This is a genomic window from Roseovarius sp. MMSF_3359 (genome assembly GCF_030733385.1).
GTDB lineage: Bacteria > Pseudomonadota > Alphaproteobacteria > Rhodobacterales > Rhodobacteraceae > Roseovarius.
Genome location: NZ_JASHJC010000010.1, coordinates 144,639 through 171,562, shown reverse-complemented (window position 1 = coordinate 171,562; position 26,924 = coordinate 144,639). Strand labels below are relative to the sequence as shown.

Below are 26,924 nucleotides of genomic sequence, written 5' to 3'. Positions count from 1 at the left end.
CATATCGCAACCGCACAAACCTTCGGCACCAAATACTCCCGATCATTCGCCAAAACCGGCAACTGAATGTTCATGTCAATTCCTTTCAGTTCAGGAGGCGCTTGTGCTGTCGCCCCGTATCCTTTGAGTGTTTTGATTACTTCGCCCGGTTCACCGCCGCGCGCAGCCATCCCGAGAGAAACTCGGCAATCAGCACCATGACGATGATCGACAGGATGATTGCCGCAACCCGCAGGTTTTCGAGCTGCTGCACGTTGCGCTTGAGGTACCAGCCCATGCCGCCGCCGCCGAAGAACCCGACGACGGTCGCCGCACGAAAGGCCACGTCCCAAGTGTAGATGGCGATGCCAGTAAAGGCGACGCGGACTTGCGGGACAACGGCGAAAAGAAAGACCTGGAAAGAACTGGCACCAGCGGCACGCATGGCCTCAACAGGCCCCATGTCGATCGCTTCGATCTCATCGGCGAAGAGCTTTCCGGCAAACCCGATGCAGAACATTGTCAGTGCGCTGACCCCAGCCAGCATGCCGAAGCCCAGAACCGACACGAAGAGGATGGTCCAGATGGTTTCGTGAATGGCCCGGCAGGAGATCACACCCAGGCGGCCCAGCGGAAACAGGACGCGGCGATTGGGTGACACGTTCCAGGCCGAGAACCAGGCGAGGGGGATCGCCAGGCATACGCCCGCAAACCCGCCGAGAAACGACATTTGCAGCGTATCGAGAATGGATGCGAGATAGCCCCAGTCGAGCACGTATTCGAGATCCGGCGGGTAGTAGCGGTCGCTGACGACACCGGCGAACCGGCCGAGCGCGCCGATGAGCAGCCCGATATCGACATTTAGGAAATGGAGCGAATAGCCCAGAAACAACAGGATGAGCAGGAGCGTGCCGTGTTTGTAGAGGGATTCGGGGTATTTGTAGCGCGACCACTTGGGTGCATCTGCGGCGCCGATTGTGTCGGGTGTGGTGGTTTGTTCGGTCATCTCTACCCCCTCAGATCACGGCTTTGCGCAGGTAATGCGAGATCACTTCACCCAGCAGGATCAGCAGCAGGATCGCGACGATCACCATCGACACGCCGCTGTAGTTGAAGCTGTTCATCTGGCGGAAGAAGAGCAGGCCAAGGCCACCGGCGCCGACCAGTCCCATCACCGCGGAGCGGCGGATGTTGATGTCCCATTCAAAGATCACCGTGGCCAGGACCACTGGATAGATCTGCGGCAGGATGCCGTAATACATCACCTGAAACTGGTTGCCGCCCACGGCGCGGATTGCCTCGACCGGCTTGGCGTCGATGTTTTCGATCGCCTCTGCGGTGATCTTGGAGATGAAACCCACCGAGCGCATCGCGATGGCCAGAATGCCGGGCAGGGCGCCCAGGCCCACGGCGCTGACGAAGATGAGCGCCCAGACGATTTCGTGCACCGAGCGGCTCAGCACCATCAGGAAGCGGCCCACGGGATAGAGGATCGCCTTGCTGGGTGTCACGTTTGCCGCCCCCAGCCACGCGACCGGAAGGGAGAAGAAGCACCCCAGGACCGTCCCGACACAGGCCATCATGAAGGTCTCCAGGGTCGGTATTACCAACTCGGGCAGCAGGCCCAGATCGAGGCTGAAATACCGGCCAACCGAGGCCAGAATGCCATTGCGGCCACCGATGCGGGACCAGTCGGTATCTTCGATGATGGTTCCCTGCACGCACCACCCGATGAAGACCAGCACGAGCGCCCAGATCAGGCCCATCTTGAGGAACCGTTTGCGGCGCAGGTCGCCTTGCTGCGCAAGTGCTGCCGGAGAGACGTCGATGGCAGTCATGCCTATAGTACCTCCATCTCGTAGATGACATCCAGATCAGCGTCGCGCATGGTCTCGGTGGCGCCATCGAATTTCTTGTAGCCGTCTTGCAACCCGATGATCCGGTTGCAGAATTCCTTGGCCAGTTGCACATCATGAATGTTGCACAGCGCCGGGACCTTGAGTTCGCGCGCGATGTCGCGGATGAGCGCCATCACCTCGCGGGAAATCTTCGGGTCAAGTGCCGAAGTGGGCTCATCCAGCAAAAGCAATTTCGGACGTTGCATCAGGGCGCGGGCGATGCCGACGCGCTGTCGCTGACCGCCGCTCAACTCATCGGCGCGCTTGTTGATGTGGTCGCTCAGGCCGACACGGTCGAGATAGTAGAGCGCCTGTTTCACGTCGTCCTGCGGGAAGGCACGGAAAAAGGACCGGATATTGCCGGTATATCCCAGGCGCCCCGACAACACGTTATCCATGACCGACATGCGGTTGATCAGGTTGAACTCCTGAAAGATCATGCCGACATTCCGGCGCAGGTTGCGCAGGGCCTTGGCGTTCAGGCTGCAGACATCTTCACCCAGGAGGCGGATGCTGCCAGCGGTCGGTTCCACCAGGCGGTTGACGCAACGGATCAGCGTTGATTTGCCGGCACCGCTTGGCCCGATGATGGCGAGGAAATCGTCATCCTGCACCTCGAAATCAATGCCCTTGAGAATTTCCGGACCCTTGGCGCTATAGCGTACTTTCAGGTCCTTGACGGTCAACACAGCCATGTCATTCCTCCCTGCCGACGGTCCGACCCGATTGCGCGGGTCAGACCGGGCTTTGCCTTACTTCTTGGCGTCTTTGGCCGCTTTGAGGGCCCGAATGATGTCATAGTCCTCATCCGTCATGGCGACGAATTTGCTGGCGTTGACGTTTTCGAGATACTGCTGGCCTTCCTCGCTTTCGCTTAGTGTCAGGAACGCACCGGTGATCTGATCCACCAGGTCATCGCAGAGCTTGCCCGACACCACGAAGGGATCCTGCGGAATGACCGGCGAGGACCAGATCACGTTGTAATCCTCCATCTTGGCCAGCCCGCGATCAATCACGTTGTCGAGGCGGTGGGTGGCGACAAATGCGACGTCAACCTGTTCTTCCAGCACGGCAATCGCCGAGAGGTCATGGCCGCCGGTGTAGACCACGCGCGAGAAGTGATCTTCGAGCTGTGCGCCGATCACATCGGTAAACGACACCCGCGGCAGCAGGTTGCCCGAGGTCGAGGCCGGGTCGGTCAAACCGACGACCTTGCCTTCGAGATCCTCGATCTTCTCGATCCCGGAATCCGAGCGCGAGACCAGCACGGCCTTGTAGCCGGGGCCTTCCTCCTGGAAATGGCCGGGGTGCTTGGCATATGTGGCGAAGACCTTGAGGGTGGGGTCTTTTTCCTGGGCGATCACGTAGGAATAGGGGCCGTGCATGCCGATATCGACAAACCCGCCCAACATCGCCTCGACGACGGAGGCATAGGATGTGGGCAGGAAGAATTCGACCTCCTTGCCCGTGGCGGCCTCAAGCTGGTTCACCATGGGCTCGTAAAGTGACAGTTCCTGCGTGGTTTCCTCGGTCGGGATCATGGAAAACCGCAAGACCTCCGGGTTCTTGCACTCGTTGGCAGCGACTGCCCCGGCCGCAGCAATCGCCACACCGGAAATCGCCAGTTTGATAACGTTGCTAAATTTCATTTCTTTCTCCTTCGTGTTGGATGGATAGTGGCGGGTTGTTCCCGCCTTGTCGTTCACGCGGCTGACAATCTGATGACATCCTGCTGTTCAGCGGCGGTGATGAAGTTTTCCTTGGTGCCGACGAAATTCTTGCCGCGTTCCCCGGCGAAGGCCTCGTCGATGATGCCGGCGCAGCTTTGGTGCGGAATGCCATGATCGGCGAAACGTGTGCCCACACCCAGATCGTTGAGGAATGTCGCCAGGTGGTCCGCCCCGGCATTGAGATCGGCGCCAAAGATCTCCTGCAGGGCCGCCTCGCGGAAACCGCCCATCCCGATGACCGACCGCAAGACCGTGGGCAGGGTGAACGAGCAGGCGATGCCGTGCTGGACACCCCAACCGAGGGTGATCGGATAGGACAGGTTATGTGCGATGGCGGTTTTCGTATTCGAAAACGCCAGCCCCGCGCTCAGCGACGCCTCCGCCATGTCACTGCGCAGGTCCAGATTGCCCGGATCCCGCATCACGCCGGGCAGGGCCCGCATGATGAGCTTCGACGCCGCAACCGCGTGGCGTGCGGAGACCGGGTTGGCGTTCACGTTCCAGATGCTTTCCAACGAATGCGAGAGCGCATCAAGCCCCGTCGCCATCGTCAGGCCGATGGGTTTTTCCAGCATGAGTTGCGGGTCGACAAGCGCGGTTTCCGGGTAGAGACTTGGATGCGCAAGCGAGAATTTCTTGCCCTGCGCCTCGTTCCAGACGGTCGCCCAGCAGGTGACCTCGCTGCCGGTGCCGGCGGTTGTCGGGACGGCGAGAACCGGGAGAAAGGACAGGGCATCTGCGCCGGTCTTGGTTTCCAGATAGCGCGCGACATGGCCGAAATCACCGTTTGCCGCTGCAAACACCTTGGCCGAATCGATGACCGAGCCGCCACCCAGGGCGACAATGACCTCGATGGTCTCAATGTTCTCCGCAAACCGCGCGCATTGATCTTGAAGAAGCGTGTAATCGGGATTGGGGGCCACATCGGAAATCGTCAGAACGGGCGCGCCCGCTGCGGCCTGCAGCTTTTCCGAGAGAGCCGCGAAGGGCGGCTCCGGATAGGTCACCAGCGCATAGCGCCGCCCGTTGATGAGATCAGCAATCTTTTCAAACGTGCCGGATCCGAAAGTGACGTTGACCGGATTGCTGTATGTCCACATGGCATCCCTCATACATGGTGGGTTCCGAACTGGATTGGTTCGTTGCACCGCAGTGTGAGGTGAAAACAGATATCTAACAAATTGATTATTTGTATATTAACTATATACTGGGTGAATGATTAAACTTGCCTTGCGGTCATTCCACGCTGTGGCCCGTCACGGAGGGTTCTCCCGTGCCGCCAAAGCGCTCCATATCAGTCAACCGACATTGTCGACGCAGGTAAAGGCGCTGGAGGAACGATACGGTGTCGATCTGTTCCGCCGTTTCGGGCGCAAGGTCGAATTGACGGTGCCGGGCAGGGAGCTTTTCGAGATCACGTCGCGGCTGGACCAGGCCGAGCAGGACGCCGAGAACCTGCTCGATTCCTTTCGTGGGTTCAACGCGGGTGCGCTCAATATCGCGGCCGTTGGACCGTTTCACGCCACGGACATGATCGTGGCCTACAAGCAGAAATATCCGTTGATCGACATCGAAGTGCGGTTTGGCAACTCATCGCGTTGCTTTGAACGGATTTTGGCCTTCGAGGCCGATGTCGGCATCATTGCCGAGGTACCGGCGGACCCGCGGGTCAAGACCCTGCCTTACAGCGCCCATGACGTGGTGATCTTCGTGAATTCGGATCATCCGTTTTTTGACCGCGACAGCATCACGATTGCCGATCTGGAAGGGCAGAAGGTGATCCGGCGCGAAGCGGGCTCGACCACCCGCGTGGCCATTGAAACGGCGCTTCAGCAGCGCGGTGTGTCGGTCGAGACGGTTCTGGAACTGGGTAGCCGCGAGGCGATCTGGAAAGCGGTCGAGCAGGGGCTTGGCCTTGGCTTCGTGGCGGATTTCGAATTTGTGCCGCACCCCAACCTTCGCGCGATCCCGATCACGGATGTCGAAGTGCAGACGAAGTACTACCTCGCATTCCTGGCTGAACGCCGGCAGTCGCGGCTGATCGATTCCTTTTGCGAGGTGGCAATCAATCGCATCCGGGCGGACCAGACAACCGCGCTTGTTTGACCGGCAGTACGTCGCCTTTCGTGGTCGGCGTCGATGCTCTGGCGTTTGGAGTTTATCGTTTTGGCGAACTCCGTGACGGCTCAAGCGGCAATCCGCGGGGCAGGCGTCTCAAGTCCAGCGGATCGCAGGGAAACCCCTCAGCCCGACCAATCACCGGGCTGATCCAACCGGGCATACCCGATCCGACATGCCCGATACGGAGACCGCGGGCCGGTCGCGACCTTGCCGGCCCGAAGGTGTTTTTGGGGACGAACGGGTTGGGGTCGATCGTCCATAACGGGCGCAGCGATGGTGACTTAGGGCTTGGCATCATCGCCAGAATCGGCATGGCTATAACTGCCACCATCATCGACCGACCGATCACCGCATGGAGCCGGGAGCGTCAGGAAGAATTGGGACAGGGGACAACATGACAAAACATCAGGACCTGCCACTCACGAGTTCCCATTGGGGAACCTACCGCGCCCGGGTCAGCAATGGCCGGGTGCAGGAACTGCTGCCCTTCGAGCATGACCGCGATCCGTCGCCCATCGGACCCGGCATCCTGGATGTGCAACACGGTCCCACACGGATTGACGCGCCAATGGTACGCCAAAGCTGGCTCGAAGGCGGGCCGGGGACGCGGACCGACCTGCGCGGTAGCGATCCTTTCGTCGAGGTGAGCTGGGAGGAGGCCAACAAGCTGGTGGCGGCAGAGTTGACCCGCGTGCGTCAGACCCACGGCAATCGCGCGATCTTCGGCGGCTCCTATGGCTGGGCCAGTGCCGGGCGCTTTCACCATGCCCAAAGTCAGCTCAAACGGTTTCTCAACTGCATCGGCGGCTATACCGGGTCGAAATTCACCTATAGCTTCGCCGCGGCCGAGGCGATGGTCCCCCATATCCTCGGCAGTTTCCGCGCCTATCTCGATACCTGCACCAGCTACGATTCCATTCGCGACAACACGCAGCTATTTGTCTGCTTCGGCGGTGTGCCCCTCAAGAACGGACAGATCAGCCAGGGCGGGACAGGCTGTCATATTCAACGCGACGCGCTGCTTGCGGCGGGGCGGGCGGAGATTGATTTCGTCAACATCAGCCCCCTCAAGTCCGACCTGTTGGACGAGGTGGGCGGCGAATGGCTGGCGCTGAGACCCAATACCGATGTGGCGCTGATGCTCGGGCTGGCCCACACGCTGGAGGCCGAAGGATTGGCCGATTACGCCTTCCTTGAGCGGTACACGGTCGGGTCCGGTCAATTCCTGTCCTACGTCATGGGCGAAAGTGATGGCGTCGCCAAGACCGCCGACTGGGCGGCGGACATCACCGAGATCCCGGCGGAGACGATCCGCGCCTTGGCGCGCCGCATGGCGGCGGAACGCACGATGATTTCCGTAAGCTGGTCACTCACCCGGCAGGACCACGGCGAACAACCGTTCTGGGCCGCGATCGCGCTGGCGGCGATGCTGGGGCAGATCGGCCTGCCCGGCGGCGGTTTCGGTTTCGGCTATAGCGCGATGAACTTCATCGGCGGCAGGTTCACCATCCTGCCGGGCGCCTCCTTCCCACAAGGCAAGAACGCGGTCAGTGATTTCATCCCGGTGGCGCGGATCACCGACCTTTTGACTCGGCCCGGGGAACCTTTCGATTTCGACGGGGTGCGTTATGAATACCCCGATATCCGGCTGGTCTGGTGGGCGGGGGGCAACCCGTTCCACCACCATCAGGATCTGAACCTGCTGATGGAGGCCTGGACCCGCCCCGAAACGGTGATCGCCAATGAATGGTGCTGGAACAGCCTCGCCAAACGCGCCGATATCGTGCTTCCCTGCACGACGCCGCTGGAGCGGCAGGACATCGCCATGACCCCGCGCGATCCCTATGTCGTGTCGATGTCGAAACTGACCGAGCCCTACGGTCAGGCGCGCGATGATTTCGAAATCTTCGCAGGCATCGCCCGCGAGATGGGTGTCGAGGACCGCTTTGGCGAGGGGCGCAGCTCTGCCGAATGGCAGCGGGAAATCTACGATCAGACGATCACCCGGGCCAGGGGGGCGGGAATTGATATCCCCGACTATGAGAGCTTCATTCGAAAAGGCTGGTTCAAACTCGACGATCCCCCCGATCCGGTTGTGATGCTGAGCGATTTTCGCGCCGATCCCGTGGCCAATCCGCTTGCGACGCCCAGTGGCAGGATCGAAATCTTCTCTCAGACCGTTGCGGATTTCGGGTATGACGATTGCCCCGGTCATCCGGTTTGGCGCGCGCCCTATGAATGGCTCGGCAACGCGGATCGCTACCCGCTCCACCTCTTGTCGAACCAGCCCAAGGACAAGCTGCATTCGCAGTTTGACCATGGCGGTGTAAGCCGCGCCAAGAAGGTCGCGGGCCGTGAACCGGTCCATATCCACCCCGAAGACGCCGCCGCGCGCGGGTTGAAGGACGGTGACATTGTGCGGCTCTTCAATGACCGTGGCGCCTGTCTGGGTGGGGTTGTGACCGACGCGGATCTGCGCCCCGGCGTGGTGCAGATGAGCACTGGCGCCTGGTACGATCCGGATGAGACCGGGCTCTGCAAACATGGCAACCCCAATGTGCTGACTCGTGATAAGGGGACGTCGAAGCTGGGGCAGGGACCAAGCGCGCATTCCTGCCTGGTCGAGATCGAACGCTATACCGGCGCGCCGCCAACGGTCACGGCCCATGACGCGCCCGAAATCTTGCGACCGGAAACACCCGACGCCCCCGAGGTTCAAGAATGAGCGAGCTACAGGAAGCGTCTGATCTGTCAAACAGCGTGGCGATCAGCCCCGGCGCCTTCGAACAATCGCCTTTTGGCGCCCGCACGATCCCCGAACGCCCCGACCCCTGAGCGAGAGACGCCATGCACACCAATACCGAAGCCGAGCTGTTGGCACCGCAGGACTGGATTTTCCCCGTGCCCATTGCCTACGGTCCCGGCCGCCTGTCCGAGATCGGAACGCGCTGTAGGTCGATGGGGCTGCGCAATCCGCTCATCGTCACGGACCGGGGCAGTGCGGGCCTTCCCTTTATCGGCGCGCTGAAGGGCTTTCTTGCCGATGCCGGGCTTCGGTGTGATCTTTTTTCCGACATCTCTCCCAACCCGCGCGATGACGAGATCGGTGCGGGGCGCGCGCGATATCGCGTCGGCGGGCATGATGCGATCATTGCCATCGGCGGCGGCAGTGCGATGGATGGTGGCAAGGCCATCTGCCTGACGGCGAATAACGATGTCGATCTGTGGGATTTCGACTACCTCAAGCCGGTGCCAGAACTCGGGGCGGCTCAACCGTTTCCGATACTCATCACCATCCCGACGACCGCAGGGACCGGCGCGGAGACCGAGGCCACGGCCATGGTCACCCATGTGGAAAAGGGCATGAAGTTCTGCATTGACCACCCTGACGTCAGGCCCGCATTGGCGTTGCTCGACCCGGAGTTGACCGTTGCCCTGCCGGCCAACCTCACGGCCTGGACCGGGGCCGACGCGATGACCCATGCGATCGAGGCCTATATCGTGCCGGGGTTCAATCCGCTTTGCGACGGTATGGCGTTGGAGGGGTTGGCGCTTATCGCGAGGTGGCTGCCCGTGGTCATGCGCGAGCCAGGGAATGTCGCGGCGCGCGGGGGGATGCTGGTCGGATCGTGCCTCGCGGGTGTCGCGTTCCTCAAAGGGCTGGGGCTGGTACATGCGATCTCGCATATGGTGGGGGCCGAGTATGACACGCAACACGGGCTGACCAACGCCATCATCCTGCCGGTCGTGCTGCGCTTCAACCTTCCCGGTCTGGAGGGCAAGGTGGCGCGGATGGCCGACGCCATGGGGTTGCAGGATCGCACGGTCGAGGCGTTCATTGCCGAGATTGAGCGGATGCTTGACGAGATTGGCATCCCGACATCGCTCGGGGAAATCGGTGTCCCGTCTGACTGCGCTGAGCGGATATCGGAGAAGGCGATGCACGACAGCGCCGCCGGTACCAACCCCCGTGTTGCGACAGCGGATGAGGTGCGCAATCTGGTCGAAATCGCCATCGCAAAGGCCCGATGAATGTATCGGAAGTTTTGATGTCTGACCGTATGTTTCGTCCAAGACGTAGTTTCATTTTCACGCCTGGTGTGCGGCCCGAGATGTTTTTGAAGGCGTTGGCCAGCGGTGTGGATATTGTTGTGTTGAGTTGGACGATGGGGTTGCGCCGAAGGACAAGGCGGCGGAGCTGCGCTGCCAGAACGGTTTTGACGCGATGATCTATGCGCGCTCCCGCGTGGTGCATGCCTCGGCGGCGGGGTGGCGATTTGATCGACGTACCGTTCCTGGATCCGCGACACATCATCCACCAGGGACCGGCTGTCGTGCCAATCTCGCGCAACCTGCACTGACATGGACCCTCCCCGCGGTTCAAGACGCTCCCGCATTCGCAGGGTATCGCCAGCGGGAGGGTAGAGTCATCCGTTTGATTTATCGGGAGAATTGACGGGGCGGAGAGAGGGCAGGTAAAGACGAACCGATCGCAAACGGCATCATGGTAGGCCCGGAGGGAATACGGAGTGGTATTAAATTCAATCAGTTAAGTTGGCTAACGTTGAATAAATGCACGTTGATCTAACAAGTTGTTTTTTTAACATGGCTAACCCAGAATTGCTTAAGGTTGTTGGTGGAATTTAACTCCTAAATCCCAATACCAACGGCACAAGTAATTTAAATTGCATGCAATTTGAGGGTTGGACAGATGAGTGCCAAATACATGGAAATCAACAGCATTTATTCCAAGAATGAAATCAAAGCCGTAATTGGACTAATTGGCCTCACGCAAAAAGAAGATGAATACAAAGCTCTAGTCAATTCGCGATTGGCTGCAACACCGAACTACAACCTCAACAAAGAGAGTTTAGAAGCAGGTTGTTTTGATGGTCACGATTTCTTCTTTTTAGTTTCTGCTCTTATGAACGATGTAAACGTCAGGCTTGATGCAATAACGAGGATGCTGACAAACTTATGTAATGCTGGAGTCGTAATGGATCGCAAGTTATTCGATCGTTATGGACCCAAGCCACGTTATTTTTGGAAAAAAGACGCGATAAAATCTCTGACAGAGCTTGGCATCATCGACAACTTAATGTTGGGGCCGTCACATATAGTACAGAAGTATCAAGCCAGCGTACCTCCGATCTTTGTAGAAAAAGATGGTGATAAAAATATAGGAACCGGCTTTCTTACAATAGGCAATACCGAGTTTTCTGACCACGTAGTCGTTACTGCCAAACATGTCATCGATCCTGCAGAAGGAAATATGTTTCTTTCTTTCGGTACTCCCAAAGGCACAACTTACAAACCTTTGCGAGATGAATGGTACTTCCATACCAAGTTAGATCTCGCCGCCATGCCAGTAACAATATCTGGAAACCCGATACCAATTTTTCCGCATGGAAGCGCCCCAGTTTTCTCTAAAACAATTACCTTAGGCTATCCGCATGTAGCCCGAACAAAGGAGGCATATCTATTGGCGCATGCGGGCGAGCTGAATGCCGTCGTTGAAACCTATCACAACGAACCCCGGCTCTTGATTTCCAATATGGTTGCGCCTGGAAATAGCGGGGGTCCGATTCTGGATGAAGCAGGTTTATGTATAGGGATGGTAACTGACGCATTGGAGGCTAAACACAATAAGGACTCTTACAACGTCAACGCTGCATTGCCAGCCCATGTCATTCGCGAATTTCTTCTTTCACTGAAGGCGACTTAGAGTGTACGTGAAATAAGAGTAGCACGAGAATGGCACTCCTTGTTGGACTGCCATGTTTGAATAAATTCAATACATTATAAGAAATTTGGCTGACCAATATTGGTTAGCCAACACCTCGCAGGAAAAAAACAATGATTTCAAATGCCTGAAGAGGGTGGTAGGCCCGGAGGGACTCGAACCCCCAACCAAAGCGTTATGAGCGCTCTGCTCTAACCAATTGAGCTACAGGCCCGACCTGTCGCCCGTGGTAGAAAGCATTCCTGCTGAGGTCAAGCGTCTGTGGTTGCATTTCCCGCGCTGGACCGGGCGAGCCTTTTTCGCCTAAGAGGCGGCATGCGGGACGTCTTGATCTTTTTCGCGGTTTCAATCCCGGTCTTGCTTGGCCTGCAAACGGTCTGGGCCGACTTTCGCGCGGCGTCACCGGACTCGGCGGCGGTCTTGCTGGTATCCGCTCTGGGCTGGGGCATGTATCTATGGGGCTTGCTGATTGGTGATTACTTGCGAGAGCGGCCGTCAATCGACCTGATCCTGTTGCTCGCGCTGGTTCCCGTGCTTGTCACATTGATTTACGCGATGGTTTTCCCGGTTGCGGCACGGTTTCTGGTTGCCCGGCGCGGGGCAGCGGACTAGAGAAGCCGCAAGACCCAAGCGGAGCGGCCAAATGACCCAGAAAAAGAACGGTGTGACCTATGCCGATGCCGGTGTGGATATCGACGCGGGCAATGCGTTGGTGGACCGGATCAAACCGGCGGCCAAGCGGACGACGCGACCTGGTGTCATGGCGGGGCTGGGCGGGTTCGGCGCGCTTTTCGATCTCAAAGGGGCGGGGTATGTCGATCCGATCCTTGTGGCTGCGACCGATGGGGTTGGCACCAAGCTGCGTATCGCGATTGATACCGGCAACGTGGATGGCGTGGGCATCGACCTGGTGGCGATGTGCGTCAATGACCTCGTGTGTCAGGGGGCGGAGCCGCTTTTCTTCCTCGACTATTTTGCCACCGGCAAGCTCGATACCGAGAGCGCGGCGCGGATCATCGAAGGCATCGCCGAGGGCTGCGTGCGCTCGGGCTGCGCGCTGATCGGTGGTGAAACAGCGGAGATGCCAGGCATGTACCCGGATGGTGATTTCGACCTCGCGGGCTTTGCAGTGGGCGCGATGGAGCGGGGAGCGGACCTGCCCGCAGGCGTCGCTGCGGGTGATGTCCTGCTCGGGCTGGCGAGCGACGGGGTGCATTCCAACGGCTATAGTCTCGTGCGCAAGCTGGTCGATATGTCGGGGTTGGGCTGGGACGCTGATTGCCCCTGGTCCGATGGGTCGCTTGGTGCAGCTCTGCTGACGCCGACGCGGCTTTATGTGAAACAGGCGCTTGCGGCGGTTCGGGCAGGGGGCGTGCATGCGCTGGCCCACATCACTGGCGGTGGCCTGACCGAGAACATCCCGCGGGTTCTGCCCAACGAAATGGGCGTGGCCATCGACCTTGACGCCTGGACGCTGCCACCGGTCTTCAAATGGCTGGCGGATCAGGGCGGCATGGCCGAGGCCGAGATGCTCAAGACCTTCAACTGCGGTATCGGCATGGTGCTGTCGGTTGATGCTGACCGCGCGGATGGCTTGCAATCGCTGCTTGAAGAGGCGGGCGAAACCGTCTGCCGGCTGGGCCATATCACGGACACGCCCGGTGTGCGCTATAGCGGGGCGCTGATTTGACGAAACGGGTGGCGATCCTGCTGTCGGGGGGCGGGTCCAACATGGTTTCGCTGGTCGAGAGCATGGTGGGCGATCACCCAGCGCAGCCTTGCTTGGTCCTGTCGAATAACGCCGATGCGGGTGGGTTGCAGAAAGCCTCTGACCGCGGAGTTGAAACCGCCGTGGTGGATCACTGCCCCCATGGCGAGGATCGGGCTGCGTTCGAGGATGTCTTGCATGCGCGCCTGATGGAGGCCCGTCCCGATATCGTTTGTCTGGCGGGGTTCATGCGGGTTCTGACCGAGGGGTTCGTGAGCCGTTGGCAGGGGCGGATGATCAATATCCACCCCTCGCTTCTGCCGAAATACCGTGGCCTGAACACCCACGCGCGCGCCCTTGAAGCGGGCGACAAGGAGGCAGGATGCACGGTGCATGAGGTCACGCCCGCATTGGATGACGGGCCGCTCCTGGGGCAGTCCCGCGTGCCGATCCTGGACGGCGATACGCCCGAGATATTGGCAGCGCGGGTGCTGGCGCAGGAACATGTGCTCTACCCGGCGGTGCTGCGGCGCTTTGCGGCCGGTGACCGGCGGATGATTTCGCTACCCTAACCTTCCGGGGCAGTTGCATTTGTCGCGCGCAGGCCTATACACGAACCTTCCAAGACCGTCGGGAAAGTCAGAAAAAACCATATGAAAACGATCACCACGACCCAGGACCTGGCTGCCTTCTGTCAAAAAGCTGCAACCCATGATTATGTGACCGTCGATACGGAGTTTCTGCGCGAGCGGACCTATTACTCCAAGCTGTGCCTGGTGCAGCTTGCGGTGCCTGGGGACGACGAGGATGACGCCGTTCTGGTCGATCCGCTCGAAGGAGATCTGTCGCTTGAGCCGCTTTACGAGCTCTTTCGCGATCCATCGGTCGTCAAGGTATTTCATGCGGCGCGGCAGGACCTCGAGATCTTCTATGTCGATGCCGGCGTGATACCGATACCGCTTTTCGACACGCAGGTGGCGGCGATGGTTTGTGGTTTCGGCGAGCAGGCGGGGTACGAGACGCTGGTGCGCAAGATCGCCAAGCAGCAGCTCGACAAGACATCGCGTTTCACCGATTGGTCGCGCCGCCCGCTGACCGACGCGCAAAAGAGCTACGCGCTGGCCGATGTGACCCATCTGCGCGGGATCTACGAGTTCCTGGCCGAGAAGCTGCGCGAGAACAACCGCGAGAAATGGGTGGCCGAAGAGCTCAGTATCCTGACCGATCCGGACACCTATATCACCCATCCCGAAGATGCCTGGAAGCGGGTTAAGACGCGCAACAACTCGGGCCGGTTCCTGGCGATCGTGCGCGAGCTGGCGCAGTTTCGCGAAAGCCACGCGCAGGCGCGCAATGTGCCGCGCAACCGGGTGTTCAAGGATGACGCGCTTGTCGAGCTGGCCTCGACCAAACCGGCGACGCATCAGGATCTGGGCCGCTCGCGCCTTCTTCTGCGAGAGGCCCGCAAGGGAGAGATCGCCGACGGCATCCTGGCGGCGGTCAAGGCGGGGCTGGCCTGCGCGCCCAAGGATCAGCCCAAGGCCGATACAAGGCAGGACAAGCTGCAGGTCAACCCGGCGCTGGCGGATCTTTTGCGGGTGCTTCTGAAAGCCAAGACCGAAAGCTATGGCGTCGCGCCCAAGCTCATCGCGAACGCGGCCGAGTTGGACCAGATTGCCGCCGGTATCCGTGATCTTCCGTCGCTCTCGGGCTGGCGGGCGGATGTGTTCGGCAAGGACGCCCTGCGCCTCTGCAAGGGCGAGGTGGCGTTGACCGCGGCGGGCAGCACCATCAAGATCATCGAACTTTAGGCTGCGCTACAGCATCCGACGCACCATCTGCGGGACCAAACACCACGCACCGCGTTGAAATCTTTGATTTCAGGCAGCTTTACGTGTTCAGGATTTTTAGCGTTTTGTGACCCGCTCGTTCCGGGCGCCGATCACGCGGATCGTCCGGGTGGCCGCCAGATCGTTATTGGAGACAAAGCGCGCCGCGTGGATGGTGCGTTGCCGGGGCTGCCCTTGCGGTTGGTTGGTGGGCTGCACCGCCAGGAGTTTGAAGGTCAGCACGCCATCGACCGGATCGCCTTCGGTGTCGGAAATCAGGCGGACGTCAAACGCCCCTTGCCGCAGCGAGATACCGCTCACGTGCACGATGGCGCCCGCGGTGGTGCGTTCGACCTTGAGGTCGGTGATCTGATCCACGGGGGTGCCGGTATAGATTTCGCGGCGGTCCCGGCGGCGGATCGTGGTCCGTTCGGGGATCAGTGGATTGGCCGCATCGGTGGTCGTTGCAACCGGTACCGACCGGCTGCCGCCGAACCAGTTGCCCGGGTTCAGCCGCGAGTCGCGCAGGCGCGAACAACCAGACAACACAATCGACGAAATCAACAGAACTGCAACAAATGTCCGCATCGAACCTGCCCCCTTTACCTTCCATCGGGTTACCCCATCACGTCCGCGTTGAAAAGACAGAAGGTGGGGCTGGACCTTTGGCGGGTGCGCGCTTAGGTGTTTTGGCATCATCTGAAGGACCGCAAGACCATGGCCACCGCCGCGTTTGAAGACATCGTTGCCGATTTCGAATTCCTCGAGGATTGGGAAGACCGCTATCGCTATGTCATCGACCATGGCAAGGCGATGGATGCGCTGGATGAGGCGCTCAAGGTGCCGTCCACCAAGGTCGACGGCTGCGCCAGCCAGGTCTGGCTGCATCCACGGATCGAGAATGGTGTGTTTTCCTTTGACGGCGACAGCGATGCGCTGATCGTGCGCGGGCTGATCGCGGTGCTGCGCGCGCTTTATAACGGGCTGCCGGTGGCGGACGTGCCGCGCGTCGATGCGGGCGGTGAGTTGGCGCGTCTTGGTCTCAACGATCACCTGTCGGCGCAACGTTCCAACGGGTTGCGGTCGATGATCGAACGTATCCGCCTCGTGGCCGCCGAAGAGGCGCAGGGCTGAGGCGAGCCTCGTCGCTTTACGACAAATCCCGCAGCGCTGTTTCCAGATCGCCGTAGCCGGTAAACCGGTACTCAAAGGTCAAACCCAGCCGTTCGGCGCACTCGCGGGCCTTGTCGACGAGGGCGTCATCCTTGATCTGCGCCTGGTAGACCAGCTTGGTGTAATTCCCGAATATCATGTCGCGCAATTCCGGATGACGGTCAAGGCCCATGGGTTTCCACACGAAAGCATCGAATTGTTTGACCAGGAAATCGGTCAGGTAGAACGCGGTGATTTCACCCTCTTCGGTGCGCTCGGCAAAGGCCTCATTACCCTCGAAAAACGAATAACAATGCGGCCCCGCGACCATCTTGACGCCAAGTTCCGCGCATTTCGCCTGCAATTGCCCGCCGGTGCCGCAATCGGCATAAACCACGAAGATCTCGTCATAGTCGGCGCGGTGTTTCGCAACCGCCTCCTCGACCGCCTCGGTGATCTTGTCGGGGTAGAGGTGGTACTTGGCGGGCAGGCAGGCGAGCGTCATGTGATCCCAGCCATTGGCCTTGTTGATCGCCAGGATCTCGCGCGCAAGCGCCCCGCAGGCGATCAGCAGGATGCGCCCGGATTTGCCGGTCGTGCTCAGCCCTTCCTGGGTGAGGGTTTCGTCACTGGGCAGCATTGAGGCGCACCGCTGTACCATAGGCCACGATCTCCGATGCCCCGCCCTTGATCGACGAGGTTTCCATGCGCAGCGCCACGATGGCGTCAGCGCCAAGCTCCTGCGCCTGCACCACCATCCGGTCAATCGCCTGCTCCCGGGCTCCGGCCATCAACGAGGAATAGCCCCGCATTTCGCCGCCCACGAGGTTTTTCAGGCTGGCCACGATATCGGTGCCCAGGTGTTTGGCCCGGACGGTCGAGCCGCGCACAAGCCCGAGGGTTTCGACGACTTCACGTCCCGCGATGTCCGGTGTGGTTGCAAGCAGCATTGTCAGTGATCCATCTTGTCATAGTGGTCTTCTTCGGCATTCCCCACCCGTTCGGCGATGACACGGTAAATCACGTAACCGACCAGCGCCGCGGGGATAAGCGCGGTCCAGCCATAGGGAATGTTGATCGCCGCCGCCAGCAACAGGCCGAGCCAGACCGTCACCCCCGCCGCGATGCAGACGCAAACAAGGATCAGCACCAGTTTGTCCAATGGCATTTCGATCTCCTTTCCCCTGAGATAGGCATGCCCGCCAAACAAGAAAACCCTGCCGCAGGGGCAGGGCTTTGGTTTTCATTCGCCAATTGACCCGCCCTTGGGCTTAGCCTGTTGCGCCCTGGTTGTGTTTGCGCGACATAAAATCCTTGGCGGTTTCCACGGCAACAGCGGCGTCGCGGCAATAGGCGTCGGCACCGATGGCCTTGCCGAATTCCTCGTTCAGGGGGGCGCCGCCCACCAGGACGATATAGTCATCGCGCTTGCCCTGTTCGACCATCGTGTCGATCACGACCTTCATATACGGCATGGTCGTGGTCAGCAGGGCGGACATGCCCAAGATGTCGGGCTCCTCGGTCTCGAGCGCCTCAAGGTAGTTCTCGACCGGGTTGTTGATGCCCAGATCGACCACCTCGAAACCGGCGCCTTCCATCATCATGCTGACAAGGTTCTTGCCGATGTCGTGAATGTCGCCCTTGACGGTGCCGATCACCATCTTGCCCACGCGGGGCGCACCGGTTTCGGCCAGAAGCGGCTTGAGGATGGCCATGCCGCCCTTCATCGCGTTCGCAGCCAGAAGCACTTCGGGCACGAAGAGGATACCGTCGCGGAAATCCTTGCCGACGATGGTCATCCCGCCAACCAGCGCCTCGGTCAGGATGTTGTAGGGTTCCCACTTGCGCTCAAGAAGGATGTTGACGCCTTCTTCGATCTCTTCTTTGAGACCGTCGTAAAGGTCATCGAACATCTGCTGGACAAGTTCTTCGTCGTCCAGTTCCGACAGGATGATGTCGTCTTCTTCGTCTGACATTACCGATTTCCTCGATCATGGGCGCGCTCGGGGCGCGTCGTTTCGTTACCAAACCAATCGCCAATTTGTCGCAGGCGCACTGTGCAAATTGCGACATGAATTCTTCTGCAACCGACTTATAGGCCGAATTTGGTGAATTCGAAATTGAAAAACCTTCATGGTCTATATGGTGTTATTGCAAATGTTCGCTAAATGTTCCAGATTGCGGAAATGGACGATGAAACCAACCTTGATCCTGCCATTCGCGCCGTCGGCCGCGGGGCTGTCTCCAACCGTGTGGGCAGGTTCGAAGCCGTGGATCGGTCGGTTGTCGACGACGGCTGGGCAAGGCAAGAGGATGAGCAGATCCTGCGCACGGAGGTGCGTTTTGAACGCCCGCGCAGCCTCATCACCTATAACCGGTCGCCCGATCTCCCGTTTGACCGGTCGATCAATCCCTACCGGGGATGCGAACATGGCTGCGTCTATTGTTTCGCGCGCCCGACCCATGCGTATCTGGGGTTCTCTCCGGGGCTCGATTTCGAAACCCGCCTGATCGCTCGGCCTGATGCTGCCCTTGTTCTGGAGCAGGAGTTGCGCAACCGCCGGTACAAGCCGCGCCCAATTGCCATCGGCACCAATACCGATCCTTATCAGCCTATTGAAAAAGAACATGAAATCATGCGTGAATGCCTGTTGGTTCTGCGTGATTTCAACCATCCGGTCGCGATCGTGACCAAGGGCACGTTGATCGAACGGGATCTCGATATCCTCGGGCCGATGGGGCAGGCGGGTCTTGCGCGGGTCGGGGTGTCGGTCACGACACTTGATGCGCGCCTGTCGCGGCTGCTGGAGCCGCGCGCGCCCGCGCCCAAGCGGCGTTTGGCGATGATCCGGGCGCTGACCGAGGCGGGCGTGCCGGTGCGGGTTATGTCCTCGCCGGTCATTCCGGGCCTGACCGACGCCGAGCTTGAGGCGATCCTTCAGGCGGGCGCCGAGGCCGGGGCGGATGCGGCAAGCTGGATCATGCTGCGCCTGCCGCGGGAAGTGTCGCCCCTGTTTCAGGAATGGCTGGCGCGGCATTATCCTGGCCGCGCGGGAAAGGTAATGCGCCTTGTCCGCGATATGCATGATAGCAAGGATTATGACCCTGAATGGGGCCGACGCCTGCGTGGCACCGGGCCTTATGCGGCGCTCGTCGCGCGGCGGTTTGAAGCGGCGGCACGCCGGTTGGGTCTGGATGAGGCGCAGCCGGCCCTGCGCTGCGATCTGTTCGAGGTGCCACTCAGTGAGGGGGATCAACCGTCGTTGTTCGCCTAGCGGTATAATTGTTTGGAAGGCGGCTTTGAATCTGAAGCGGAAGCTCGAGTTCGGACCCCGCGCAGAATCAAGGCCGAAGGCCGCCGCGCGATCGCCAGACCGCCCGCAAGGGCTGGCGATTTGGAAAGGTTGCGCAACGAATTTTGGCTTTTCGGACTTGGCGAAGATAAATTGCATCTGAACACGGTTGTTCGCCACCCCGCGGTCTGGCCATCGCGCGGCTCATTCTTGGATGTCCGCTTTGTCCGCTTAGCCGCCATTTATCTTATCGCGAAATTGACCAACTATTTGCTTCAGATGACCGGTTTGAGCCCCTGCGGACATAGCAAGTCGTCCCCGCGCGGAATCAAGCCCGAAGGGCGCCGCGCATCGCCGACGCGCTCCCATGCGGCGGCGATTTGGCCGGGGTTCGCGCAATACGTCGAATTTTTTCGGGCTTGGCAAAGATAAAGTGCCAGGAAATCCCCGCCGGATCGCCTCCGCGCGCGTCGTCAATACACGGCTTGGGTGTGGCAACTCAAACGGCAGCTTTGTCCGCATGCCGTCAACGGATTGCGGCTTGTCCTGCCTATCCCCGGCGGCGGCGCTTCCGGCGGGGGGCGGGTTCGTCCTCTCCTGTCCCGTCAGCCGCGGATGAGAACGCACCAAGCGCGTTTGTGATCTGATCCAGTGTCGGGCGTCCGTTTTGTGGACGGGTTTCCAGCGCCTCGCGCATTTTCGAGATGTGTTCCGGCATCGTCCCGCAGCAACCACCAATGATTGTCGCCCCGGCATCGCGCGCCAAGACTGCATAATCCGCCATCAAATCGGGGGTGCCATCATAGTGGATATGCCCATCGACATATTTGGGGATGCCGGCATTGCCCTTGGCCACGATTGGCCGCTCGGTGCCTTGGGCCACGAAACCCAGAACCGTGCGCAGAAGGTCCGACGCGCCGACCCCGCAATTGGCCCCGAAAGCCAGCGGCGGATTGTCGAGCTTTTCGACCATTGTCGCCATGTCGGCGGAGGTCAGGCCCATCATCGTGCGGCCCGCCGTGTCAAAACTCATCGTGCCGCACCAGGGCATGTCGGCCAGTTTGAAGGCTTCGGCGGCGGCACGGTATTCTTCCGGTGCGCTGATCGTCTCCAGCCAGAGCACATCGGCACCGCCATCCTTGAGCCCCTCGGCCTGCTCGTGAAAGATCTCGACCGCCAGTTCATGGGTCAGTGCGCCCATCGGCGCCATGATTTCACCGGTCGGGCCGACGGAGCCTGCGACGACGATATCGCGGTCGGTTTTGTCCGCGACCTCCCGCCCGATCTCGGCCGAGATCCGTGACAAGGCGTTTGCCCGCTTCTCCTCGCCATGCAGTTTCAACCGCGCTGCGTTGCCGCCGAAGGAGTTGGTCAGGAAGACATCGCTTCCGGCATCGACGGTGGATTTGTAGAGGTGTTGAATGCGGTCGGGATGCTGATCGTTCCAGATCTCGGGCGCCTCGCCGGATTCCAACCCCATGTTGAAAAGGTTCGTGCCAGTCGCGCCATCGGCCAAAATCCAATCGCGCGTTTCCATCAGCCGGCTCAGGGCGTTTGTCATGTCTTGATTTCCCACATGCGTTGCGGATCACCATGTGTCATGTTTGCGATATGGAAGCAAACTCATAATCTTCATGATCTGTTTGAATGGAATTTGTATTTGGCCGATGGATCGCCAGCATGACATCGGCCAGCGCCACCCCCATGGCGAGCCAACTTGTGGAGAGCGCATAGAGCGGTTCGCGACGCCCGCCAAAGCAGGTCTTGAAACGACAGAGACCCGCCTGGCTTTGCGATGCGGGAATCCAGCGATGGAATGGGGATTTAGGATCGCGCGGTGGCAGGGCTGCCAATGACAGCCGAGTGTAGCTTTCCCGAGCGGCGTGGTCGATTGCGGCCCGGATCAGCAGATGCATCGTGCCGTCCGGCGCATCAGCCCCCAGGCGCATCAGGTCTAGGCAGATCTCATGGTTGGAGCTGTGGAAGCTGGCGAAGCCCACCAGAACGTCGCGTTGATAGGCCAGAAGTACGAGCTGATGGCGCAGGTAGTCCGGGCAGAAGACCCCTATCGAAAACCCGCGGGCGGGGCCGGACCGGGCCTGCCATTCGGCGTCGATGGCGCGCATATGTGGGACGGGCAGGGTGGTGGCCATCCGGACGGTTATCCCGGCTTTGTCGGCCTGACGGAGCTTGCGGCGTAACTGCCGGAAGGGCGCGCCATCGGTCGTGAATCCTTGCGGATCAAGGACCACTTCATCGCAGATGTGCAGTGCTTTCAATCCCGCGCGGCGACAAGGCGCTGCGTGGCGGGCCGAAGCCTTGTAGATCAGAGCGGAGCGGTTGCTTCGACGCGCGGCCCGGAGAAGAGCGGGCAGTGCCCGGTGCGCCTCTCCGTTCAAGGGATCGAAAAGCGCGACCTGGGCTTGAGGTGTGGTTGTCACCGCAAGCGTGGTCCCATCATGGTGCAGCGCCCAGGCACGGTTTTGTCGGCTTACACCGAGTTCGGCCCTGGTTGCTTCGCGCAGATCGGTTTCGTGGATGGTGGTGTGTGTTTCCTCGGCCGCGGAGGCGGTGAAGGGCCGATGGAGAATGGCCATCGCGATGATCCCGGGCAGCGCATAGTAGATCAGCCTGAAGGCGACGATCCCCGCCATGATTTCGGTCTGGGGCAAGGTCGGCAGCAGGGTCAGCACGATCAGCTCAAATGGTCCGACACCGCCGGGTGTTCCGGTGATGAGGGCGGCCGTCAGGGCCAGCAGAAAGACCGGAAAGAGCGTTGCAAACCCAAGGTCGATGCCGGATGGCATCAAGATCCAAAGCGCCGCGGCGGCGCAAAGCGTGTCGATCAGGGCAAGGGCCGGAAATAGCAGCATCGCCCGGAGCGGCAGGAGTTTGAATGACCAGCTGAATATCATCAAGTATGGATTAAGTATGGACCTTACGAGTATGAAAATGAGTGATAATCCGATGATCATGGCGGCAACGCGAGGGATGACTTCCACCGGACCGATCAGCGTCGTTGCGGCGATGACGCCGATCAGGCCAAAGAGAAACCAGCCGGTCACACTCAGGGTGATGCGGGCGGCCAGTGACGGCCTCAATCCTGGCAGGGTACGCCATCGCGCGAGCGTTCCGACGAATACCCCCATGCCGAATAACTGCGCCAAGGCGATTGCTGCGCTGCCCGAGATGGCCGACGACCGGGCGTCGTAGCCGGTGTCATAGTGGCGATGAACCAACACGTCATATTGCCCCACGGCCCAGAAACTGATTGCCGTGGCAAGAGCGGCGAGCACCCATTGTCCGACATGGAGCCGGGTAAGGGCATGACCGATCTCGGACAGAGCGCCCGCGCCCATCTGCCGTTGAACCAGCCACAGACATACCGCACCGATGAGCAACGGCAGGCATAGCTTGGCCAACGGCCATCGGCGCAGGTTTCCGCCTGCCCATTGATTTTGCATGATAATCCCCGCCATCTACCAGGCGGGCAGGGTAGGCAGGCAGGCTTTCGCACATCTTAACAGATAAAGATGTCGTTAAAAAAAGCGCGCCCGTGAGGACGCGCTCGATCAGCAGTCTGAGCCTTGGATCAGACTTCGTTCATGATCTGCCCTTTGGCCTCGATCAGAAGTGCCGCCATCTTGTCGCGGATCGTGTCGGCATCGGCCAGATCGCCCAAATCGCCCGCGACCTTGCGTACGACGTCCTCGATACCCGCCTCTTCGAAATCCGATTTGACGACTTCCTTGGCGTATTCATCCGCCTCCGAACCGGTCTTGCCCAGGAGTTCCGCAGCCCAGAGACCCAGCAGTTTGTTGCGGCGCACCTCGGCCTTGAAGGTCATCTGCTCATCATGAGCAAACTTGTTCTCAAATGCGTTTTCGCGGTCGTCGAAGGTGGTCATGGCCGTTCCTTATGCAAGAATTTCGTTGTTCTAGATATGGCTGCCCGGTGGCGAAACCGCAAGGGGTTTGATCCCCGGTCTAAACCGGTACCCGGACGCATTGGCGGCCATCGCAAGGCCGGTCATTCGCGCAGGGGTCGCCCGTCATTGTATTGATCGGTTTAGGTCAAGATTACGACACTTTCGCGCGCGACGAATGCTCTCGTTGAATTATGATAAAGAGGATCATTCACATGGGCATGTTTTCCAAACTCCGCAATGGCGGCAAGGCACAGGCATCACAATCCGAGGAGATCGCGCGCGGCGTGTTGTCCATGCCGATGCTTGTGGCCGCGGCAGATGGCCAGATCGACGAGGCCGAGGTCAACCAGATCCTGAACATGTGCAGCTATAGCCCGATTTTTCATGCAATCGGCGCGCAGCGGACGCTGGAACTGGGCAAAGAAATTGTCGCGCAGCGTGCCAATGAAGGTGCCGAGGCGGTATTTGCCCGCGCGCTGCAGGCCCTGCCGGCCGCCCAACGGGAAACCGCGCTTTGCTTCGCGGTGCGCGCGGCGCTGGCGGATGGTCATTTCGATCAGAGCGAAAAGGACATGCTGATCGCCATGGGCGAACGCATGGGCGTCCCGGCGGAGAAATTCGTGCAGATTTTCGACGTGATGGCCATGATGCAGCGCCCCGCTGCGGCGTGAGCGACCGGAGGCTACCGTCATGAGCAATAAGGCCGATCAGGCGGACGAGAGCAAGGCCAGTTTCGCCGCCTACATTCTTCTATCCGAACCGATCCAGTTCAACACACTGGAGATTGCCGAGGCACTGGCCGAAGATTATCCCAGCCTTGAAGCAACCGAGCTCTTTGCCAAGAGCGGTCAGGAGGGTTTCGACTGCGATACCGACCAGTTCATCACAGCGCCGCTGATGATGGTGGACGGGCAGGACAAGAACACTGTCCTGCTGGTGCGTTTGCCGGGTTATGGTACCTGGGATCCGGCGGCCATTCCTCCCCGGCAGATGATCAATTGTCCCAACATCAAGGACGCATTGGCGCGCAACCGGTCATATATCTGCGTTTCGGTGTCGACCAGGTCCGACGACCTGACCGACCGGTTCCGGGCGGCGCGACTGGCCTCCTGCGTGGCGGCGGTTTTCGCGCGTCTTCCGGTGGCCTTGGCGGCTTATTGGGAGAGTGGCGACCACTTCCTGTCGCCCGAAGCCGTGGTCAACATGGCCGACAAGGCGGTTTCCGGCGATTGGCCGACAAAGGAATGGATCGGGCAGAACCTGGCGCGGGATACCTCGTTCGACCCGCCCGCGGCGCAATCCTGCACCAACGGGCTGCGGCATTTCCTCGACTACGAGATCAGCTATGCCAAGGCGCCGGTCGGGCTGGACGAGGCGGCGATGTGGCTTTGGTCAACCTCCGAGATGGCGCTGGCCTTTGGCAACAAGTTCGAAGATGGCCACACGATCGGCCTCGAAGGCGTCGCGCCCAAGGACAGTCACCTGCTGCGCCGTGCCCCCAAGGGTTTTCAGGGGTCCGAGCATGAATTGCTGGTGATGTTCCACCCGAAGTCCTACGCCAATCATGAAGAGATGTTCGGCCCGCACAACCTGCGACCGCACCCCAATCCCGAGGAGGCGTATGTGCAGCCCAATTACGGCTTCTTCAAACGCATGCTGCACGGGATGCGCACAAGTTAGATAGACCGTACGCCCTGTCTTGCGGCAACCCGTCCCATGCACTATGAGGGCGCAAAGACCACGGGGATTGTCCCTTGGTCCAGCGACGAGGTGTGCATGGCACGGCGCAAGAAGATTTACGAAGGCAAGGCAAAGACACTCTATGAAGGCCCCGAGCCCGGCACGATCATCCAGTATTTCAAGGATGATGCGACCGCGTTCAATGCCGAAAAGAAGGCCGTGATCGAAGGCAAGGGCGTGCTCAACAACATGCTCTGCGAATACTTCATGACCGGGCTGTCGAATATCGGTGTACCGAACCACTTCCTCAAGCGGCTCAACATGCGTGAGCAGCTTGTGCGCTCCTGCGAGATCGTGCCGCTGGAAGTCATCGTGCGCAACTATGCCGCCGGGACCATGGCCAAACGTCTGGGCATGGATGAAGGCACGCAATTGCCCCGCCCGATCGTGGAATATTGCCTCAAGGACGATGCCCTGGGCGATCCGCTGGTAACCGAAGAGCATATCGCCGCCTTCGGCTGGGCAAGTCAGCAGGACATGGATGATATCCTGAGCCTCGCGCTTCGGGTGAACGATTTCCTGTCGGGGATCATGTATGGCGTGGGCATCAAGTTGGTGGATTTCAAGATCGAGATTGGCCGCGTTTTCGAGGGCGATTTCCAACGCCTGATCGTCGCCGATGAGATCAGCCCCGACAGCTGCCGCCTGTGGGATATCGAGACCGGCCAGAAGCTCGACAAGGACGTGTTCCGCCGCGACCTCGGCAGCCTGACTGACGCCTACACCGAAGTCGCCACCCGCCTGGGCGTCATGCCAAAGGGTGCGACACCAATGATCCGGCCCACGCTCATCAACTGACGGGGCAGGGAGTACCTAACCGGCGCCGTGACGCGCCACCGGAAAAATGGGGTAAATCCGATGAAAGCACGCGTGCATGTCATGCTGAAAAACGGGGTTCTGGATCCGCAGGGGGAGGCGGTGCGGCATGCGCTTGGCTCGCTCGGGTTTGATGGGGTCGAGAAAGTGCGTCAGGGCAAGGTGATCGAGCTTGATCTGGCCGAGACCGACGAAGCCTCGGCCCGCGAGACGGTCAACGAGATGTGCGAGAAGCTCCTCGCCAATACCGTGATCGAAAGCTACTCGGTGGAGTTGGTCTGATGCACGCAGCGGTCATTGTTTTCCCCGGATCAAACTGCGACCGCGACCTTGCCGTGGCGCTGGAGAAGGCGGGGGCCAAGGTCTCCATGGTCTGGCACAAGGATACGGACATGCCCGCGGGCGTGGATTTCATCGGGGTACCGGGCGGGTTTTCCTTTGGCGATTACCTGCGCTGCGGCGCGATTGCCGCGAATTCGCCCATTTGCCGGTCGGTGATCGCCCATGCGAACAAGGGCGGCTATGTCTTTGGCGTCTGCAACGGATTCCAGATCCTGACCGAAACCGGCCTGCTGCCCGGCGTTTTGCTGCGTAATGCGGGTCTGAAGTACATCTGCAAGCCCGTGGGCCTTACGGTGGAGACAGCCGACAGCGTCTATACTGGCGGGTATGCCAAGGGGCAGGTCATCACCGTGCCGATCGCGCATCACGACGGCAATTACAATGTCGATGCCGAAAACCTGGCCCGCCTCAAGGGCGAAGACCGGATTGCCTTCACCTATACCGACAACCCCAACGGGTCGGTGGACAACATCGCCGGTGTGCTATCGGAAAATCGCCGGGTGCTGGGGATGATGCCCCATCCCGAACGCATGGCAGAGGCCTTGCACGGCAATGCCGAGGGGGCGACGCTCTTTGCCCATGTCGTGAACCAGCTTGTGCATGCCTAAAGCCTTGAGGCGACGCGCGGGCGGGCGTATCCTAACA

The 26,924-nt window shown here is 60.1% G+C and carries 29 protein-coding genes and 1 tRNA gene; 16 read left to right on the top strand and 14 right to left on the bottom strand.

What is annotated here, in order from left to right; all coding sequences use genetic code 11:
- Positions 1-136: 136 nt before the first annotated feature.
- The 5 genes from RBB29_RS15390 to psrA are packed head-to-tail and all read right to left on the bottom strand — an operon-like array spanning position 137 to position 4,707.
- Positions 137-985, bottom strand: a complete 849-nt coding sequence (locus RBB29_RS15390; protein WP_306114555.1) for an ABC transporter permease — start codon at positions 983-985, stop codon at positions 137-139.
- 10 nt (positions 986-995) lie between these two features.
- On the bottom strand, positions 996-1,817 hold the full coding sequence (gene phnE, locus RBB29_RS15385) for a phosphonate ABC transporter, permease protein PhnE (protein ID WP_306114554.1): 822 nt from the start codon (positions 1,815-1,817) through the stop codon (positions 996-998).
- Positions 1,818-1,819: 2 nt separating this feature from the next.
- A complete protein-coding gene (gene phnC, locus RBB29_RS15380) occupies positions 1,820-2,572 on the bottom strand; it encodes a phosphonate ABC transporter ATP-binding protein (RefSeq protein WP_306114553.1) in 753 nt (250 codons plus the stop codon).
- Positions 2,573-2,629: 57 nt separating this feature from the next.
- Positions 2,630-3,526 carry a phosphate/phosphite/phosphonate ABC transporter substrate-binding protein gene (locus tag RBB29_RS15375; RefSeq protein ID WP_306114552.1) on the bottom strand — a complete coding sequence of 299 codons (897 nt, stop codon included), beginning with the start codon at positions 3,524-3,526 and terminating at the stop codon, positions 2,630-2,632.
- Positions 3,527-3,579: 53 nt separating this feature from the next.
- Entirely contained in the window at positions 3,580-4,707 is a 1,128-nt protein-coding gene (psrA, locus tag RBB29_RS15370; RefSeq protein ID WP_306114551.1) for an iron-containing alcohol dehydrogenase PsrA, read from the bottom strand.
- Positions 4,708-4,822: 115 nt separating this feature from the next.
- On the opposite strand from psrA, the gene RBB29_RS15365 reads away from it, so the two are divergent.
- The 4 genes from RBB29_RS15365 (at position 4,823) to RBB29_RS15350 (ending at position 11,453) form a co-directional block, all read left to right on the top strand.
- Complete coding sequence (locus RBB29_RS15365) at positions 4,823-5,713, top strand: LysR substrate-binding domain-containing protein (RefSeq protein WP_306114550.1); 891 nt, start codon at positions 4,823-4,825, stop codon at positions 5,711-5,713.
- Between the two features lie 409 nt (positions 5,714-6,122).
- Positions 6,123-8,453, top strand: coding sequence for a molybdopterin guanine dinucleotide-containing S/N-oxide reductase (locus RBB29_RS15360; RefSeq protein ID WP_306114549.1), 2,331 nt, complete (start codon positions 6,123-6,125; stop codon positions 8,451-8,453).
- 122 nt (positions 8,454-8,575) lie between these two features.
- Positions 8,576-9,760 carry an iron-containing alcohol dehydrogenase gene (locus RBB29_RS15355; protein ID WP_306114548.1) on the top strand — a complete coding sequence of 395 codons (1,185 nt, stop codon included), beginning with the start codon at positions 8,576-8,578 and terminating at the stop codon, positions 9,758-9,760.
- Between the two features lie 679 nt (positions 9,761-10,439).
- A complete protein-coding gene (locus RBB29_RS15350) occupies positions 10,440-11,453 on the top strand; it encodes a serine protease (protein ID WP_306114547.1) in 1,014 nt (337 codons plus the stop codon).
- Between the two features lie 155 nt (positions 11,454-11,608).
- On the opposite strand, the gene RBB29_RS15345 is transcribed toward RBB29_RS15350, so the two are convergent.
- A tRNA-Ile gene (locus RBB29_RS15345) sits at positions 11,609-11,685 on the bottom strand.
- Between the two features lie 101 nt (positions 11,686-11,786).
- On the opposite strand from RBB29_RS15345, the gene RBB29_RS15340 reads away from it, so the two are divergent.
- From RBB29_RS15340 to rnd, 4 genes are all read left to right on the top strand, one after another.
- Positions 11,787-12,083 carry a hypothetical protein gene (locus tag RBB29_RS15340; protein WP_306114546.1) on the top strand — a complete coding sequence of 99 codons (297 nt, stop codon included), beginning with the start codon at positions 11,787-11,789 and terminating at the stop codon, positions 12,081-12,083.
- Between the two features lie 31 nt (positions 12,084-12,114).
- Positions 12,115-13,161, top strand: a complete 1,047-nt coding sequence (purM, locus tag RBB29_RS15335; RefSeq protein WP_306114545.1) for a phosphoribosylformylglycinamidine cyclo-ligase — start codon at positions 12,115-12,117, stop codon at positions 13,159-13,161.
- A complete protein-coding gene (purN, locus tag RBB29_RS15330; RefSeq protein ID WP_306114544.1) occupies positions 13,158-13,751 on the top strand; it encodes a phosphoribosylglycinamide formyltransferase in 594 nt (197 codons plus the stop codon). Before purM ends, purN begins: the two co-directional genes overlap by 4 nt.
- Positions 13,752-13,832: 81 nt before the next feature.
- A complete protein-coding gene (gene rnd, locus RBB29_RS15325; protein WP_306114543.1) occupies positions 13,833-14,990 on the top strand; it encodes a ribonuclease D in 1,158 nt (385 codons plus the stop codon).
- 96 nt (positions 14,991-15,086) lie between these two features.
- Here rnd and RBB29_RS15320 read toward each other — a convergent pair whose 3' ends face one another.
- Positions 15,087-15,596: a hypothetical protein gene (locus tag RBB29_RS15320; RefSeq protein ID WP_306114542.1), complete on the bottom strand. Its 510-nt coding sequence runs from the start codon at positions 15,594-15,596 to the stop codon at positions 15,087-15,089.
- 129 nt (positions 15,597-15,725) lie between these two features.
- Here RBB29_RS15320 and RBB29_RS15315 point away from each other — a divergent pair, with 129 nt between their 5' ends.
- Positions 15,726-16,142: a SufE family protein gene (locus RBB29_RS15315; RefSeq protein ID WP_306114563.1), complete on the top strand. Its 417-nt coding sequence runs from the start codon at positions 15,726-15,728 to the stop codon at positions 16,140-16,142.
- A gap of 16 nt (positions 16,143-16,158) precedes the next feature.
- On the opposite strand, the gene RBB29_RS15310 is transcribed toward RBB29_RS15315, so the two are convergent.
- From RBB29_RS15310 to RBB29_RS15295, 4 genes are all read right to left on the bottom strand, one after another.
- Positions 16,159-16,800 carry a DUF1638 domain-containing protein gene (locus RBB29_RS15310; protein WP_306114541.1) on the bottom strand — a complete coding sequence of 214 codons (642 nt, stop codon included), beginning with the start codon at positions 16,798-16,800 and terminating at the stop codon, positions 16,159-16,161.
- Entirely contained in the window at positions 16,787-17,110 is a 324-nt protein-coding gene (locus RBB29_RS15305; RefSeq protein ID WP_306114540.1) for a YbjQ family protein, read from the bottom strand. Before RBB29_RS15305 ends, RBB29_RS15310 begins: the two co-directional genes overlap by 14 nt.
- Positions 17,111-17,112: 2 nt before the next feature.
- Positions 17,113-17,328 carry a hypothetical protein gene (locus RBB29_RS15300; protein ID WP_306114539.1) on the bottom strand — a complete coding sequence of 72 codons (216 nt, stop codon included), beginning with the start codon at positions 17,326-17,328 and terminating at the stop codon, positions 17,113-17,115.
- Positions 17,329-17,431: 103 nt separating this feature from the next.
- The gene (locus RBB29_RS15295; RefSeq protein WP_306114538.1) at positions 17,432-18,136 is read right to left on the bottom strand and encodes a B12-binding domain-containing protein; all 705 of its coding nucleotides are present in this window, start codon (positions 18,134-18,136) and stop codon (positions 17,432-17,434) included.
- 210 nt (positions 18,137-18,346) lie between these two features.
- Between RBB29_RS15295 and RBB29_RS15290 the strand changes: the two genes are divergently transcribed.
- The gene (locus RBB29_RS15290) at positions 18,347-19,435 is read left to right on the top strand and encodes a PA0069 family radical SAM protein (protein ID WP_306121176.1); all 1,089 of its coding nucleotides are present in this window, start codon (positions 18,347-18,349) and stop codon (positions 19,433-19,435) included.
- Between the two features lie 12 nt (positions 19,436-19,447).
- A complete protein-coding gene (locus RBB29_RS15285) occupies positions 19,448-19,885 on the top strand; it encodes a hypothetical protein (protein ID WP_306114536.1) in 438 nt (145 codons plus the stop codon).
- Positions 19,886-20,003: 118 nt separating this feature from the next.
- Here RBB29_RS15285 and bmt read toward each other — a convergent pair whose 3' ends face one another.
- The 3 genes from bmt to RBB29_RS15270 all read right to left on the bottom strand — a co-directional run bounded on the left by bmt (position 20,004) and on the right by RBB29_RS15270 (position 23,360).
- Positions 20,004-21,014 carry a betaine--homocysteine S-methyltransferase gene (bmt, locus tag RBB29_RS15280; RefSeq protein WP_306114535.1) on the bottom strand — a complete coding sequence of 337 codons (1,011 nt, stop codon included), beginning with the start codon at positions 21,012-21,014 and terminating at the stop codon, positions 20,004-20,006.
- A 37-nt stretch (positions 21,015-21,051) separates the two neighbouring features.
- On the bottom strand, positions 21,052-22,917 hold the full coding sequence (locus RBB29_RS15275) for a phosphatidylglycerol lysyltransferase domain-containing protein (protein ID WP_306114534.1): 1,866 nt from the start codon (positions 22,915-22,917) through the stop codon (positions 21,052-21,054).
- A gap of 128 nt (positions 22,918-23,045) precedes the next feature.
- Positions 23,046-23,360 carry a DUF1476 domain-containing protein gene (locus RBB29_RS15270; protein WP_306114533.1) on the bottom strand — a complete coding sequence of 105 codons (315 nt, stop codon included), beginning with the start codon at positions 23,358-23,360 and terminating at the stop codon, positions 23,046-23,048.
- Positions 23,361-23,593: 233 nt separating this feature from the next.
- On the opposite strand from RBB29_RS15270, the gene RBB29_RS15265 reads away from it, so the two are divergent.
- The 5 genes from RBB29_RS15265 (at position 23,594) to purQ (ending at position 26,887) form a co-directional block, all read left to right on the top strand.
- Entirely contained in the window at positions 23,594-24,052 is a 459-nt protein-coding gene (locus tag RBB29_RS15265) for a tellurite resistance TerB family protein (RefSeq protein WP_306114532.1), read from the top strand.
- Positions 24,053-24,071: 19 nt separating this feature from the next.
- A complete protein-coding gene (locus RBB29_RS15260; RefSeq protein WP_306114531.1) occupies positions 24,072-25,061 on the top strand; it encodes a hypothetical protein in 990 nt (329 codons plus the stop codon).
- 96 nt (positions 25,062-25,157) lie between these two features.
- The gene (gene purC, locus RBB29_RS15255) at positions 25,158-25,919 is read left to right on the top strand and encodes a phosphoribosylaminoimidazolesuccinocarboxamide synthase (protein ID WP_306114562.1); all 762 of its coding nucleotides are present in this window, start codon (positions 25,158-25,160) and stop codon (positions 25,917-25,919) included.
- Between the two features lie 60 nt (positions 25,920-25,979).
- Entirely contained in the window at positions 25,980-26,219 is a 240-nt protein-coding gene (gene purS / locus RBB29_RS15250) for a phosphoribosylformylglycinamidine synthase subunit PurS (protein WP_306114530.1), read from the top strand.
- Entirely contained in the window at positions 26,219-26,887 is a 669-nt protein-coding gene (purQ, locus tag RBB29_RS15245; protein WP_306114529.1) for a phosphoribosylformylglycinamidine synthase subunit PurQ, read from the top strand. The genes purS and purQ overlap by 1 nt, the downstream gene beginning before the upstream one ends.
- Positions 26,888-26,924: the final 37 nt, after the last annotated feature.

Bases quoted from the DNA above. Each gene is read 5' to 3' on its own strand.
- RBB29_RS15390 (WP_306114555.1), bottom strand. From the start codon at position 985: ATGACCGAACAAACCACCACACCCGACACAATCGGCGCCGCAGATGCA.
- phnE (WP_306114554.1), bottom strand. From the start codon at position 1,817: ATGACTGCCATCGACGTCTCTCCGGCAGCACTTGCGCAGCAAGGCGAC.
- phnC (WP_306114553.1), bottom strand. From the start codon at position 2,572: ATGGCTGTGTTGACCGTCAAGGACCTGAAAGTACGCTATAGCGCCAAG.
- RBB29_RS15375 (WP_306114552.1), bottom strand. From the start codon at position 3,526: ATGAAATTTAGCAACGTTATCAAACTGGCGATTTCCGGTGTGGCGATT.
- psrA (WP_306114551.1), bottom strand. From the start codon at position 4,707: ATGTGGACATACAGCAATCCGGTCAACGTCACTTTCGGATCCGGCACG.
- RBB29_RS15365 (WP_306114550.1), top strand. From the start codon at position 4,823: ATGATTAAACTTGCCTTGCGGTCATTCCACGCTGTGGCCCGTCACGGA.
- RBB29_RS15360 (WP_306114549.1), top strand. From the start codon at position 6,123: ATGACAAAACATCAGGACCTGCCACTCACGAGTTCCCATTGGGGAACC.
- RBB29_RS15355 (WP_306114548.1), top strand. From the start codon at position 8,576: ATGCACACCAATACCGAAGCCGAGCTGTTGGCACCGCAGGACTGGATT.
- RBB29_RS15350 (WP_306114547.1), top strand. From the start codon at position 10,440: ATGAGTGCCAAATACATGGAAATCAACAGCATTTATTCCAAGAATGAA.
- RBB29_RS15340 (WP_306114546.1), top strand. From the start codon at position 11,787: ATGCGGGACGTCTTGATCTTTTTCGCGGTTTCAATCCCGGTCTTGCTT.
- purM (WP_306114545.1), top strand. From the start codon at position 12,115: ATGACCCAGAAAAAGAACGGTGTGACCTATGCCGATGCCGGTGTGGAT.
- rnd (WP_306114543.1), top strand. From the start codon at position 13,833: ATGAAAACGATCACCACGACCCAGGACCTGGCTGCCTTCTGTCAAAAA.
- RBB29_RS15320 (WP_306114542.1), bottom strand. From the start codon at position 15,596: ATGCGGACATTTGTTGCAGTTCTGTTGATTTCGTCGATTGTGTTGTCT.
- RBB29_RS15315 (WP_306114563.1), top strand. From the start codon at position 15,726: ATGGCCACCGCCGCGTTTGAAGACATCGTTGCCGATTTCGAATTCCTC.
- RBB29_RS15310 (WP_306114541.1), bottom strand. From the start codon at position 16,800: ATGCTGCCCAGTGACGAAACCCTCACCCAGGAAGGGCTGAGCACGACC.
- RBB29_RS15305 (WP_306114540.1), bottom strand. From the start codon at position 17,110: ATGCTGCTTGCAACCACACCGGACATCGCGGGACGTGAAGTCGTCGAA.
- RBB29_RS15300 (WP_306114539.1), bottom strand. From the start codon at position 17,328: ATGCCATTGGACAAACTGGTGCTGATCCTTGTTTGCGTCTGCATCGCG.
- RBB29_RS15295 (WP_306114538.1), bottom strand. From the start codon at position 18,136: ATGTCAGACGAAGAAGACGACATCATCCTGTCGGAACTGGACGACGAA.
- RBB29_RS15290 (WP_306121176.1), top strand. From the start codon at position 18,347: ATGGACGATGAAACCAACCTTGATCCTGCCATTCGCGCCGTCGGCCGC.
- bmt (WP_306114535.1), bottom strand. From the start codon at position 21,014: ATGACAAACGCCCTGAGCCGGCTGATGGAAACGCGCGATTGGATTTTG.
- RBB29_RS15275 (WP_306114534.1), bottom strand. From the start codon at position 22,917: ATGCAAAATCAATGGGCAGGCGGAAACCTGCGCCGATGGCCGTTGGCC.
- RBB29_RS15270 (WP_306114533.1), bottom strand. From the start codon at position 23,360: ATGACCACCTTCGACGACCGCGAAAACGCATTTGAGAACAAGTTTGCT.
- RBB29_RS15265 (WP_306114532.1), top strand. From the start codon at position 23,594: ATGGGCATGTTTTCCAAACTCCGCAATGGCGGCAAGGCACAGGCATCA.
- RBB29_RS15260 (WP_306114531.1), top strand. From the start codon at position 24,072: ATGAGCAATAAGGCCGATCAGGCGGACGAGAGCAAGGCCAGTTTCGCC.
- purC (WP_306114562.1), top strand. From the start codon at position 25,158: ATGGCACGGCGCAAGAAGATTTACGAAGGCAAGGCAAAGACACTCTAT.
- purS (WP_306114530.1), top strand. From the start codon at position 25,980: ATGAAAGCACGCGTGCATGTCATGCTGAAAAACGGGGTTCTGGATCCG.
- purQ (WP_306114529.1), top strand. From the start codon at position 26,219: ATGCACGCAGCGGTCATTGTTTTCCCCGGATCAAACTGCGACCGCGAC.